Source organism: Streptomyces sp. DH41, from assembly GCF_029813785.1.
Lineage (GTDB): Bacteria > Actinomycetota > Actinomycetes > Streptomycetales > Streptomycetaceae > Streptomyces.
On the sequence record NZ_JARVKY010000026.1, the window covers coordinates 102,892 to 114,375 of the forward strand.

General features: G+C 71.6%; 13 protein-coding genes. 5 read left to right on the forward strand and 8 right to left on the reverse strand.

Annotated elements, in window-relative coordinates:
- Positions 1–77 precede the first annotated feature (77 nt).
- Positions 78–527 carry a nitroreductase family deazaflavin-dependent oxidoreductase gene (locus QC283_RS32620; protein WP_279565356.1) on the forward strand — a complete coding sequence of 150 codons (450 nt, stop codon included), beginning with the start codon at positions 78–80 and terminating at the stop codon, positions 525–527.
- 64 nt (positions 528–591) lie between these two features.
- Here QC283_RS32620 and QC283_RS32625 read toward each other — a convergent pair whose 3' ends face one another.
- Positions 592–1,512: a cation diffusion facilitator family transporter gene (locus QC283_RS32625; protein ID WP_279565371.1), complete on the reverse strand. Its 921-nt coding sequence runs from the start codon at positions 1,510–1,512 to the stop codon at positions 592–594.
- 244 nt (positions 1,513–1,756) lie between these two features.
- On the opposite strand from QC283_RS32625, the gene QC283_RS32630 reads away from it, so the two are divergent.
- On the forward strand, positions 1,757–2,782 hold the full coding sequence (locus QC283_RS32630) for a glutathione S-transferase family protein (protein WP_279565357.1): 1,026 nt from the start codon (positions 1,757–1,759) through the stop codon (positions 2,780–2,782).
- A 49-nt stretch (positions 2,783–2,831) separates the two neighbouring features.
- The gene (locus QC283_RS32635) at positions 2,832–3,134 is read left to right on the forward strand and encodes a DUF4235 domain-containing protein (protein ID WP_279565358.1); all 303 of its coding nucleotides are present in this window, start codon (positions 2,832–2,834) and stop codon (positions 3,132–3,134) included.
- Positions 3,135–3,188: 54 nt separating this feature from the next.
- Here the strand turns inward: QC283_RS32635 and QC283_RS32640 are convergent, their stop codons facing one another.
- Positions 3,189–3,581 (reverse strand): VOC family protein, encoded by a 393-nt coding sequence (locus QC283_RS32640; protein ID WP_279565359.1) that lies wholly within the window; start codon positions 3,579–3,581, stop codon positions 3,189–3,191.
- A gap of 78 nt (positions 3,582–3,659) precedes the next feature.
- Complete coding sequence (locus tag QC283_RS32645; protein ID WP_279565360.1) at positions 3,660–4,124, reverse strand: pyridoxamine 5'-phosphate oxidase family protein; 465 nt, start codon at positions 4,122–4,124, stop codon at positions 3,660–3,662.
- 250 nt (positions 4,125–4,374) lie between these two features.
- Here QC283_RS32645 and QC283_RS32650 point away from each other — a divergent pair, with 250 nt between their 5' ends.
- Entirely contained in the window at positions 4,375–5,406 is a 1,032-nt protein-coding gene (locus tag QC283_RS32650) for a 7-epi-alpha-eudesmol synthase (protein ID WP_279565361.1), read from the forward strand.
- A gap of 99 nt (positions 5,407–5,505) precedes the next feature.
- Here QC283_RS32650 and QC283_RS32655 read toward each other — a convergent pair whose 3' ends face one another.
- The 5 genes from QC283_RS32655 to QC283_RS32675 are packed head-to-tail and all read right to left on the reverse strand — an operon-like array spanning position 5,506 to position 9,922.
- Positions 5,506–6,753 carry a cytochrome P450 gene (locus QC283_RS32655; protein ID WP_279565362.1) on the reverse strand — a complete coding sequence of 416 codons (1,248 nt, stop codon included), beginning with the start codon at positions 6,751–6,753 and terminating at the stop codon, positions 5,506–5,508.
- Positions 6,750–7,355, reverse strand: a complete 606-nt coding sequence (locus QC283_RS32660) for a GTP-binding protein (protein WP_279565363.1) — start codon at positions 7,353–7,355, stop codon at positions 6,750–6,752. Before QC283_RS32660 ends, QC283_RS32655 begins: the two co-directional genes overlap by 4 nt.
- Positions 7,336–7,707 carry a DUF742 domain-containing protein gene (locus QC283_RS32665; protein WP_279565364.1) on the reverse strand — a complete coding sequence of 124 codons (372 nt, stop codon included), beginning with the start codon at positions 7,705–7,707 and terminating at the stop codon, positions 7,336–7,338. The genes QC283_RS32660 and QC283_RS32665 overlap by 20 nt, the downstream gene beginning before the upstream one ends.
- A complete protein-coding gene (locus tag QC283_RS32670; protein WP_019327713.1) occupies positions 7,704–8,114 on the reverse strand; it encodes a roadblock/LC7 domain-containing protein in 411 nt (136 codons plus the stop codon). The genes QC283_RS32665 and QC283_RS32670 overlap by 4 nt, the downstream gene beginning before the upstream one ends.
- A 5-nt stretch (positions 8,115–8,119) precedes the next feature.
- A complete protein-coding gene (locus QC283_RS32675; protein WP_279565365.1) occupies positions 8,120–9,922 on the reverse strand; it encodes an ATP-binding protein in 1,803 nt (600 codons plus the stop codon).
- Between the two features lie 495 nt (positions 9,923–10,417).
- Here QC283_RS32675 and QC283_RS32680 point away from each other — a divergent pair, with 495 nt between their 5' ends.
- Positions 10,418–11,359 carry an NADP-dependent oxidoreductase gene (locus QC283_RS32680; protein ID WP_279565366.1) on the forward strand — a complete coding sequence of 314 codons (942 nt, stop codon included), beginning with the start codon at positions 10,418–10,420 and terminating at the stop codon, positions 11,357–11,359.
- Positions 11,360–11,484 lie beyond the last annotated feature (125 nt).

The window sequence follows — 11,484 nt, forward strand, 5'->3', positions numbered from 1 at the left end:
TAAGGATGGAACCTGCACCGGCCGGTGTTGCACCTCGGTGCGAGTCAGCTGTACGACGCGACGATGGGACGGATGCCATGCCTCTTGAGGGCGAGTACGAACCCAGCCCGACGCAGTGGGTGCGTGAACAGGTGGAGCTCTACGAGAGTTCGGGCGGCACGAAGGGCACGACCCTGAGGGACACGGGCCTGCCCGTGATCGTGCTGACCACGCGCGGCGCCCAGAGCGGCAGGATCCGCAAGACGCCGCTGATGCGCGTCGAGCACGACGGGCGTTACGCCGCGATCGCCTCCCTGGGCGGGGCGCCGAAGCACCCGGTCTGGTACCACAACGTCAAGGCGGATCCGCGTGTGGAGCTCCAGGACGGCCCGGTCCGGCAGGACATGACCGCCCGTGAGATCACCGGCGCGGAGAAGGCCGAGTGGTGGGAGCGTGCCGTCGCGGCGTTTCCACCGTACGCCGAATACCAGGAGAAGACGGACCGGGAGATTCCGGTCTTCGTCCTGGAACCGGCCGACGGGAGCTGAATCCGGCGGGCGAGATTTTCCCGGGTCCGTGTGCATGGACCGGCATCTGCCGGGAACACGTCGTTCAGGCCCCGCCGCGTTCCCCCGTCGCGGCGGGGCTTTCCGCTGCCTCCCGCGCCGGCCGGTCGGTGACGTCCAGGAAGACCTGCCGCGCTTCCGGTACGGTGCGCGCGATCGACCTCTTGATGCGCACGGCGACCTCCTCCACCCGCTCGCTGTCCATGCCCGGCACGAGGTCGACCCGCGCGGCCACGAGGGTGGAGTCGAGGCCCGTCCTCATCGTGAACAGCGCCTCGACGCTGTCGATCTCCGGCTGGGCCCGCAGCAGCGACCGGATCCGGCCGCTGGCCTCCGGGTCGGCGGCCTCGCCGATCAGCTGGTCGCGGGCCTCGCGGCCCAGCCGGTACGCCACGAACACGAGCAGCGCGCCGATCGCGAGCGAGGCGCAGGCCTCCCAGACCACCTGTCCGGTGACCATGTGCAGGACCATGCCGGTCATGGCGAGGCTCACGCCGAGCACCGCGGTGCCGTCCTCGGCGACGACCGTGCGCAGGGCCGGGTCGCGCAGCCCGGTGGCGAGTCCGCCCTGGCCCCGCACCTGGTGCAGGGCCCGCAGCAGCGAGCCGCCCTCGGCGAGCAGGGCGACCGCGAGCACGATCAGCCCGGCGACGTAGCCGCCGAGCTCCTCCCGGGCGCCGGTGCGCAGGGCCTCGACGCCCTGGTAGACGGAGAAGCAGCCGCCCATGACGAAGATGCCGACGGCCGCCAGCAGCGACCAGAAGAACCGCTCCTTGCCGTATCCGAAGGGGTGCCTCCGGTCGGCGGGGCGGCGGCTGCGGCGCAGGGCGGCGAGAAGGAAGACCTCGTTCATGCTGTCCGCCACCGAGTGGGCCGCCTCAGACAGCAGCGCGGGCGAGCCCGCGACGAAGCCGCCCACCGCCTTGGCGACGGCGATCACCAGGTTGGCCGCGAGGGCCACCAGCACGGTGACGCGTGTCCTTCGGTCGGCCTTCCCGTCGGCGTTCCTGTCGGCCTTTCCGTCGGCTTCGCGGTCGGTGTCGCGGTCGGTGTTCCGGTTCTGCTTCGCTTTTGAGGCTGTCCCACTCACGAGGGGCCGAATGCCCCCGGCCGGTGAGGCTCACACCCCCTTGTGGGTGGCCCACCAGTGCCGACGGCCGAAAACGGGGAACGCGTCCACCAGAGCACTCGAAGGACTGGGAGGCAGGCCCATGAGCGGTGACGGCGGGACGCCCGGCAACAGCGGCTACGGCAGGAAGGCGTTCAAGCGCTCCAAGAGCCACTTCGCGGACCGGATCACCGCGGACGGCCGGGACGGCTGGCCGGTGGCGTCCGGCCGGTACCGGCTGGTGGTGAGCCGAGCCTGTCCGTGGGCGAGCCGCGCCCTGGTCTCGCGGCGGTTGCTCGGTCTGGAGGACGCCCTGTCGCTGGCGGTCACCGATCCCCTCCAGGACGACCGCAGCTGGCGCTTCACCCTGGACCCGGACGGCCGCGACCCGGTCCTCGGCATCCGCTACCTCAGCGAGGCCTACGACCGGCGCGAGACCGGCTACCCGGGCGGGGTGAGTGTGCCGGCGATCGTGGACGTACCCAGCGGGAAGCTGGTCACCAACGACTACCAGCAGATCACCCTGGACCTCGCGACCGAGTGGACGTCCCTGCACCGTCCGGGCGCGCCCGACCTGTATCCCGACGCCCTGCGCGACGAGATCGACGAGGTGATGGCGGGCGTCTACGAGGACGTCAACAACGGCGTGTACCGGGCGGGCTTCGCGACCGGCCAGGAGGAGTACGAGGCAGCGTGCGCGGGGGTGTTCCGGCGTCTGGAACAGCTGGTGCCCCGGCTGGAGCGGCAGCGCTATCTGGTCGGCGACACGATCACCGAGGCGGACATCCGGCTGTTCACGACACTGGTCCGCTTCGACGCCGTCTACCACGGCCACTTCAAGTGCAACCGCTGGAAGCTGACGGAGAATCCGGTGCTGTGGGGGTACGTCCGCGACCTGTTCCAGACGCCCGGCTTCGGCGACACCGTGGACTTCGACCACATCAAGCGCCACTACTACCAGGTGCACACCGGCATCAACCCGACCGCCATCGTGCCCCTGGGCCCGGACCTGTCCGGCTGGCTCACGCCCCATCACCGGCAGGAACTGGGCGGCCGGCCGTTCGGCGACGGGACGCCGCCGGGGCCGGTCCACGCCGACGAGACGGTTCCGGTGCGGGGCAGGGCCTGACCGTACGGCCCGGCACCGCCGATTCACTCACCGCACACAAGGAGATCACGTGGCCAGGAAGAAGAAGCAGAAGCTCCCCCTCGCCTACAAGCCCGTCGGCTTCGCTCTGGGCTGGGTGGGAGGCTCGCTGGCCGGGCTGGCTTTCCAGAAGACATGGAAGGTGATCCGGCACGAGGACGACGCGCCCGACGCTCTGGACCCGGACCGCGGCTGGGGGGAGATCCTGCTCGCCGCCGCGATCCAGGGCGCCATCTTCGCCGCGGTGCGCAGTGCCGTGGACCGCACGGGCGCCAAGGTCGTCGAGCGCTCGACCGGTGTCTGGCCCGTCGGTGAGAAGGGCGGCCGCGACTGACCGCACCGGGGCCCCGCCCCTCCCCCGCCGCCCACGGCACCCGGCAGGCTGTAGCTAGCCCTGCTTGGGTGCCGTCGGCGCGGTACGGCGCAGGGTGAAGGAGTGGCCCGCCGGGTCGGAGTAGCCGCGCTCCTCGTGCACTCCGAGTGCGTCCTTCGCGTCCATGGGCCGCCCGCCGAGTCCGACGACACCGCGTTCCGCCTCGTCCAGATCGTCCACCCAGAAGTCCAGGTGCGCCTGGAGGGAGTTCTCGGGCCGGGGCCAGCTCGGCGGGGTGGCGTTGACATCCCGCCGGAACGCCATACGGAAGCCGTCGGTCGACCGGATCTCGATCCGGTTGGCGGTCGCCTCGCTCTCTTCCGCGCCCAGCAACCCCTTGTAGAACTCGGCGAGCTTCTCGGGCTCGGCGCAGTCGAGCACCACGACGCCCGCGTTGACCAGTGCCATGTCTCCTCCGAAGGATTCCGGGCGCGGGGCCGTCGTGCCCCGCGCCCTGTACCTTGCGGATATCCCGGCCCGGCCGAATCAGTCGGCCGGCAACCACCGGCCGTCGCGCATCAGTTCGCGCTCCTCGAGCTCGTTGGCCTCGCGCCACGCCTGGATCCGCCGCGGGTGGATGCGGAAGTACAGGTAGGGCGTGGCGAGCGCCCGGGGGTCGAAGCCCGTCTTCGCGGCGAACAACTCGGCGTCCTGCTCAGGCAGTTCGACAGGCTTCACGGTCTCGACGGTGCCCTCGACCATCACCACGTCACGGGTCGGTCCGATGCCGACGCGCGCCCTGCCGCTCGCCGCCAGGTTGCGGCCGGTGGGACTGGCGGCGGGGGTGGAGAAGAGCAGGTAGGAGCCGTTCCAGAGGAAGGACAGGGGGACGAGGTAGGGCACGCCGGACGCGCCGTCGGCCGTGGCCACCCAGGCGTCCTCGTCGTGGTCCAGGCGGTGCAGGGTGTCGTGCTTGCGCTGTTCGGCGCTGCGGGCGGGTGGCGGGGTCATCGGCGGACGGCCTCCTGGTGCTGATGCGTCGTCATGGACGGTCGGTGGCCCCGATGGTGCCATGCGGCGGGAGCCGTAACGAAGATCACGACCGGGCGCCGTGTAGATCATTTAGGGTCGGGGCAGCCTCGTACTGCTTCTCGGTTCAATTTTCGATCCGTGAAGCCCAGTTCGAGTGTGCGGGTGGCCCGGTGACCACCCGCTCGCAGGGCCGGGGGGACTCTGCGTTTCGTCTCCCGAAAGGAAGCACATGTCTCAGGACGTCCGGTTCGACCTCCCCTTCGACACTCCCGTCAGCCCGCATCTCGCCCACGCCCGCGACCGTCATCTGCGCTGGGTGCGCGAGCGGGGGCTGGTGCGCAGCCGGGCCGGGTTCGAGGAGTACCAGTCGTGGGACCTGGCGGAGGCCGCGGCCCGTACCTACCCCCACGCGTCGGCGGACGACATGGTCGTCCTGATGAACTGGTTCTCCCTCGCCTTCCTCTTCGACGACCAGTTCGACGCCGGCCGGCCGGACCGCGCGGAGCGCATAGCGGAGGTGGCGCGGGAGCTCATCGCCACACCGCTGCGCCCGGCGGGCACCCCACCGCGCGTGGAATGCCCCATCACCCTGGCCTGGGCGGAGGTCTGGGGCCATCTCTCGGATGGCATGTCCCTGACTTGGAAATCGCGGTTCGCCGCGTCCTGGGGGCGCTTCCTGGTCGCGCACTGCGAGGAGGTCGACCTGGCGGCCCACGGCCGGGCCGGGACGCTCGGACTCGACGACTACACCGTCTTCCGGCGCCGTACGGTCGGCATCCACCACAGCATCGACGCGGGCGAACGCAGCCGCGGCTTCGAGGTGCCCGCCTCGGCGATGGCGCATCCGCTGATGGAGCGGATGCGGGACCTGGCCGCGGACACCATCGGCTTCATGAACGACATCCACTCCTTCGAGCGTGAGCGCCGCCGCGGGGACGGCCACAACCTCATCGCCGTCCTGCACCGGGAGCGGGGCTGCTCGTGGCAGGAGGCCGCCGACGAGGCGTACCGCATGACGACCGGCTGCCTCGACGAGTACGTCGCTCTCGAGGCCCGCGTACCGCTGATGTGCGACGAACTGGGCCTGGACGCCGACGAGCGGGCCCGGGTGACGATGGGTGTCGAGGCGATCCAGCACTGGATCAACGGCAACTACGAGTGGGCGCTGACCACCGGCCGGTACACCACGGCCAAGGAGGGTCCGGTGGCCACCGCCGAGCTGGCCGGACGGGGATCGGTGGACGACCTGCTGACCGTGTGAGGCGAGCGCGTCGCCCGGCCGGACGCTCCGGCCGGGCGACGGCGCCTCCGTCGGCGATCCACGACGGCGATCCGCATCCGCGGTCCGCGTCGGCGGACGCTATACGGCGAACTCGACCGGCAGGCTGTCCAGCCGCGACTCCCAGGTGGAGGCCGTGGAGGTGAGTTCGGCCGGCGGCACGGCCAGGCGCAGCCCGGGCAGGCGGTGCAGCAGGACATCCACGGCCGTCTCGATGATGGCCTGGCCGATGTTCTGGCCCGGGCACTCGTGGGGGCCCGCGCTGAAGGCGAGGTGCGAGGCGTTGCCCTGCACCGAGACGGCGGTGTCCGGGCGGATCTCGGGGTCGTGGTTGCCGGCCGCGAGGCCCAGCACGAGCAGGTCGCCCTCCTTGACCGGGCAGCCGCCGAGTTCCAGGTCGGCGGTGGCGAACCGGCCCGGCAGCACGGCCAGCGGCGGGGAGTTCCACATCACCTCCTCCACGAGCGTGGACAGGTTCAGCTGGCCGCTCACCAGGCCGGAGAGCCAGGAGGTGTCGGTGAGCAGGAGCTGGAGCGCCCGGGCCAGCAGGTTGCTGGTCGTGGTGTGGGCCGTGATCAGGACCAGGCGCAGGTGGTTGACGATCTCGTCCTCGTCGAGACCGGAGTGGTGCTCGATGAGGCCGGAGGCGAAGTCGGAGCCGGGCTCCCGCCGCTTGCGCGCGGCGAGTTCACCGAGGATGTCCATGATGCGCCCGTTGTGCGTGAGGGCGTCCGCGCCGCCCTGGATCACGTGTGCGCTGGACTCGGCGAGATTGCGTCCCTCCCGCTCGGCGAGTCCGAAGACGCGGGTGAGGACCAGCATGGGCAGGTACTCCGCGAAGTCGGCCACCAGGTCGGCACGGCCCGCGTCGGCGAAGGCGTCGATCTGCTTGTTGGCGAAGTGCGTGGCATGCCGGCGGATGCCCCGGCCGGCCACGGCGTACAGGTTGTCGGTGACCGCCCCGCGCAGCCGGCGGTGCGGTTCGCCGTCCTGGGAGACGCAGTCGGGGCGCCAGCCCACCATCTGCATCAGCGGGGACGTCTCCTCCACGCGGCCGTCCCGGAAGTCCCGCCAGATCCGCGAGTCGCGGCTGAACTGCAGCGGGTTGTCCAGGACCCGACGGTTCTCCCGGTACCCGAGGACCAGCCAGGCGGGGACGTCGCCCTCCAGCAGCACCGGTGCGACACTGCCGTGCTCCTTGCGGAGCCGCGCGTAGATGTCGTGCGGGTCGGTCGCCGCCTCGGGGCCGTAGAGCCGGGTGACGTCCTCGCCGTGGGCGACGGGGCAGCCGCCGCCGGTGGGGCCGGACGGGGTCTGGTCGTCGTTCATCGGGGCTCCAGGGCGGCGGCCGAGCGGTCCTTCAGATGCCGTATCAGCGTGACGAGCACGTCGCGGCTGGCCGTGCGGTCGCGGGCGTCGAAGGCGACGACCGGCGTGTGCGGCGGGATGTCGAGCGCGTCCCGGATCTCCTCGACGGGGTAGTGGCGGGAGTCGGGGAAGACGTTGAGCGCGATGACGAAGGGGACCTTCTGCCGCTCCATTTCCTCGATCGCCCGGAAACTGGAGGCCAGCCGCCGGGTGTCCACCAGGACGACCGCGCCCAGCGCACCCTTGAACAGGCCGTTCCACAGGAACCAGAATCTTTCCTGGCCCGGGGTACCGAACAGGTAGAGCATCAGCGTGTCGTTGAGGCTGATCTTGCCGAAGTCCAGGCTGACGGTGGTCTGCGTCTTGTCGGCGACGCCGATGAGGCGGTCGACGTCGGCGCTGGCCTGGGTGAGGGTCTCCTCGGTGGTCAGCGGCTTGATGTCGCTGACGGAGCGGACCATGGTGGTCTTGCCCGTGCCGAAGCCGCCGGCGATCATCACCTTCACCGAGCGGGTGTCCCCGGCCGTCGGTGATCCCGGTCGGTCAAAGCCTTTCAAGTCCACTGAGTACCTCCTCAAGGAGCGCGAGGTCGGGCCCGCGGCCGGCGTCGTGTGCCGGGATGGGATCACGGGCTTCGATACGGCCTGCCTGGAGCAGGTCGGACAGCAGCACCGCGAGAATGTTGAAGGGCAGGTGGAGGTGGGCGCCGAGTTCGGCCACCGACAGCGGTTCGCGGCAGCGCCGGAGTATCTCCTCGTGCTCGTGCTGCATCCCCGGTAAGGGGACGGCGCGGGAGACGACGAGGGTCGCCACGTCGAGGGTCGACGCCGATCCGCCCGGCCCGCTGCGCCCTCCGGTGAGGACGTAGTAGCGCTCGAGCCCGGACGGATCGGTCGGTCGGCGGGGAGCACTCATCCAGAGTGCTCCTCCTGGCGCGGAGTGGTGCCGAGGAGCTCACCCATCCTGCGGGCCAGGTCGCGCATCTGATGGCCGAGCAGGCCTTGGTCGAGGCCCTCGCGGGCGAGCACGCCGAGGTACGTCTCCAGGCCCGCGCGGACGACGAAGAGGTGCCCGCCGTCCACTTCGATCATCGCCAGCCGCAGCTGTCCCGCGTGCTGCGGGAACTGCTCGGCGACCGGCTGGGCCAGCGCCTGCAGTCCGGCCACCACGGCGGCGAAGCGGTCCACGTCGTCGGGGTCTTCGGCGCCGTAGGAGGTGATGGCCTTGCCGTCGCTGGAGGCCACGAGGGCGAAGCGGATCTCCTGGATGCTCTCCACAAGGTCGCGGAGCGCCCAGCTCACGTCGGTTCCCTGGTGCGTCATGGGGACTAGTCGCTCTCTTCAGTGCGGTGCTCGGTGGACGCGCCACCGGTGGTCGTGTCACGGGCGTCGGCGGCCCCCGGCGGGGACGCGCCGGCCACCGCGTCGGGGTCTCGTCCGGCGGTGGCGAAGGCGGCGAGACCGGCGAACGAGGCGTCCGGCGGTACGGCGGAGACGGCGGCCCGGTCGCTCGGGCCGGGCCCGGCGGCGTACGCGGCGGACCCTGGGACGGTCCGGGTCTGCCCGGCGGTCCGCCCGGCGGCCGGCTCGGCGCGCCTGCTCCGGCGCCGGGGCAGCCCGCCCGGGGTGGTCTCCACGGCGCCGGTCCCGGCATCGCCGTCGGTGGGGGCGGGCACGGTGGACGGGGCGGTGGTCAGGGCGACGGCCGGTTCGGAATCCGGGGCCGCGATGGCGGGCGGTGCCGTGGGGGCCGGCGGGGCCTCCGGAGCGCTCGCGGTGGCCGTGGCGGCCGCCGGCAGCGGGCTGAAGTATTTGTGCGGTACAACGATTACGACAGAGGTGCCCAGCCACGGCGAGTCGGCGAAGGTGACGCGGATGCCGTAGCGGCGGGCGAGGGCGCCGACGACGCGCAGACCGATGTTGGCGTCCTCCGAGATGCCGCCGAGGCCCGGGCCGGGCGAGGTGCCCGCGAGGGCGTGCTCGGCCTCGCGCTTCTTCTCCTCGCTCAGACCCTTGCCGGAGTCCTGGATCTCGATGCCGACACCGTTGGGGACCTCCTTGCCGGAGACGACCACCGGTTCGGTGGGCGGCGAGTAGCGCGCGGCGTTGTCCAGCAGGTGGGCGAAGACCAGCGTGAGGTGGTCCACCAGACCGCCGTCGACACCGAGTTCCGGCAGATGTCGCAGCTGGACGCGGTGGAAGTCCTTGATCCGGCCGATGCCACCGCGCATCACGCTCAGCAGCCGCTGCGGCTCCTGCCACTGCCGGCCCGGGCGGTCGGACCCGCCGAGCACACCGATGCTGGCGGCGAGGCAGTCGGCGGGGCCGATGGCCTGGTCGAGTTCCATCAGGCCCCGGGCGACGGCCGGCAGCCGTCCGTGCTCACCCTGCAGCTCGTGCAGGCGGCCACGGAGTTTGCTGGTCAGGACGTGGATGCGGTTACCCACACCGATGACCGCCTGTTCGGCGGAGGTCGAGCGGTCGAACTCCGCCTCGACGCCGATCAGCGCGGTTCTGAGGACCTTGCGCAGTTCGGCCTGGAGGTCGGCTCCGACCTTGGCGCACTGCTCCACGGTCGGCAGGATGTCGTCGATGGCGTCACCGGCGCGCAGCCGGCGCATCGCGTCGGGCAGCTGCTCGTCGGCGAGCCGGGAGACCGCGGCCAGCTGGTGGCTCAGCTGCTCCTGCCAGGCCCCGGTCTGCTCGGCGAACCGGGTCTCGTAACTCGTGGCCTGCTCGGCCAGCCGGTCCTCACAGGCCCGGGAGTGTTCCGTCAACCGTGCCTCGTACGTCTGCGCCTGCTCGGTGAGCCGCGCGTCCAGCGCGGCGCGCTCGGCGGAGAACTTTCGCTCCAGGCCGGCCACGTGCTGCTGCCACTGCTGGGAGTGCTCGGCCTGCGCGGCGCGGTGGGCGTCCTCCGCCCGGCGCTGCTGGGCCCGGGTGCGCAGCAGGAGGCGTACGCACACGGTGCCGGCCGCCGTCGCCACCACACCGGCGACGGCGACGGATATTCGCTCCGAGCTCATGAACGTGGCGGCTACCGTCCCGCCTCCGAGACCCAGTGGCATGAGCCACCAGCTGTACCAGGCGACAGGGGCCCGCGCCGCCGGTGGCGGAGTGGCGAGTTCCATCTGCATCCTTCGAACCAGAACGACCGAACAGGGGGGAGTGTGACAAGGGGTGTGCAAAAGGGTGCGACAGGGGTGGGGCAGTGGGGGACAGGGAGCGCGCAAGGGGGGACCGCGCTCATGGGTACGCACCGTGAGTCGACCCGTCGCGATCGCGTCAACTCGCAGCGCCGATCGGGAGCTTATCGGTTGTGAACCCTAAAAGATCAATTTCGCGGCCCGGCGGAAGTGAGGATTCCGTCACGCTTCGGCGAGGATCGCCAGGTCGACAAATCCCTTTGCCTCGCAGGCAAGTTGGGCGTCCGGCCCCAGGTCCCGCTCGGCACGCCGACGGGACCGCGGGCCGGTGGGGTGCGGGGCGCCCCACCGGCCGACGTGTGCGGATGCCGACGGGGTGAGACCCGTTCTCCGGGTGCTTCCCGCCCCGGGGAATGACACGATCTTGTCCGAGGTTCCCCTCCGTGCCGTTGACACCCTCTCCGAGTTGCGAGGTTCTCGATGAACACCATGCGCGCCATCAGCCAGGACTCCCTCGGCGGTCCCGAGGTCCTGAAGGAGGTACGGCCGCGGCGCCCCGAGCCCCGGCCGAACGAGGTGCTGGTGCGGATGCGTGCCGCCGGGGTGAACCCGACCGACTGGAAGCACCGGGCGAACGGCGGCTTCCTCGGTGAGCCGCCCTTCGTGCTGGGCTGGGACGTCTCGGGCGTGGTCGAGGCGGTGGGCATCGGCGTCGCCGCGTTCCGGCCCGGCGACGAGGTCTTCGGCATGCTCTCCTATCCGTTCGGCCACGGCTCCCACGCGGAGTACGTCACCGCTCCCGCGCGCACCTTCACCCACAAGCCGGCCGGAATCGACCACGTCCAGGCGGGCGCGCTCCCGCTGGTCTCGCTGACGGCGTGGCAGGCGCTGGTGGAGCGCGCCGACGTCCGGCCGGGGCAGCGGGTGCTGATCCACGCGGCGGCCGGCGGTGTGGGCCATGTGGCGGTGCAGATCGCCAAGGCCCGGGGCGCCCACGTGATCGGCACCGCGAGCGCGGGCAAGCACGAGTTCCTGCGTTCCCTCGGGGCGGACGAGACGGTGGACTACCGGGAGACGGACTTCGCCGAGGCCGTGAAGGACGTCGACGTGGTCCTGGACACGATCGGCGGCGACACGTCCCTGCGTTCGCTGCGCGTGCTCCGTCCGGGCGGGGTGGTGGTGTCGATCCTGCCGGTCGGGTCGGACGAGTTCTACGAGGAGGCCGAGCGGCTCGGCGTGCGTGCGGTGCGGATGCTCGTGGACGCCGACCGGGCCGACATGCGGGAGATCGCCGGGCTGGTCGAGTCGGGGAAGCTGAGGGCCACGATCGCGCGGACCTTCCCACTGGCCGACGCGGCGGAGGCGCACGCGCTCGGCGAGAAGGGCCGCACCACGGGCAAGCTCGTCCTCGTGGTCGACTGACCGGCCCCGAGGTCCTCGTACGACCGGACCCGCGTCGTCCACCCGGTACCGGCGTTCATGGGCGTGGGGGGGGCCCGGGGGTGGGGCCCGACCCCGCCACTCCCGTGTGCCGACCCATTCCCCGT

Coding starts and splice junctions, on each gene's coding strand:
- QC283_RS32650 (WP_279565361.1), top strand. CDS start 4,375: ATGTCTCAGGACGTCCGGTTCGACCTCCCCTTCGACACTCCCGTCAGC.
- QC283_RS32640 (WP_279565359.1), bottom strand. CDS start 3,581: ATGGCACTGGTCAACGCGGGCGTCGTGGTGCTCGACTGCGCCGAGCCC.
- QC283_RS32655 (WP_279565362.1), bottom strand. CDS start 6,753: ATGAACGACGACCAGACCCCGTCCGGCCCCACCGGCGGCGGCTGCCCC.
- QC283_RS32670 (WP_019327713.1), bottom strand. CDS start 8,114: ATGACGCACCAGGGAACCGACGTGAGCTGGGCGCTCCGCGACCTTGTG.
- QC283_RS32665 (WP_279565364.1), bottom strand. CDS start 7,707: ATGAGTGCTCCCCGCCGACCGACCGATCCGTCCGGGCTCGAGCGCTAC.
- QC283_RS32620 (WP_279565356.1), top strand. CDS start 78: ATGCCTCTTGAGGGCGAGTACGAACCCAGCCCGACGCAGTGGGTGCGT.
- QC283_RS32680 (WP_279565366.1), top strand. CDS start 10,418: ATGAACACCATGCGCGCCATCAGCCAGGACTCCCTCGGCGGTCCCGAG.
- QC283_RS32645 (WP_279565360.1), bottom strand. CDS start 4,124: ATGACCCCGCCACCCGCCCGCAGCGCCGAACAGCGCAAGCACGACACC.
- QC283_RS32630 (WP_279565357.1), top strand. CDS start 1,757: ATGAGCGGTGACGGCGGGACGCCCGGCAACAGCGGCTACGGCAGGAAG.
- QC283_RS32675 (WP_279565365.1), bottom strand. CDS start 9,922: ATGGAACTCGCCACTCCGCCACCGGCGGCGCGGGCCCCTGTCGCCTGG.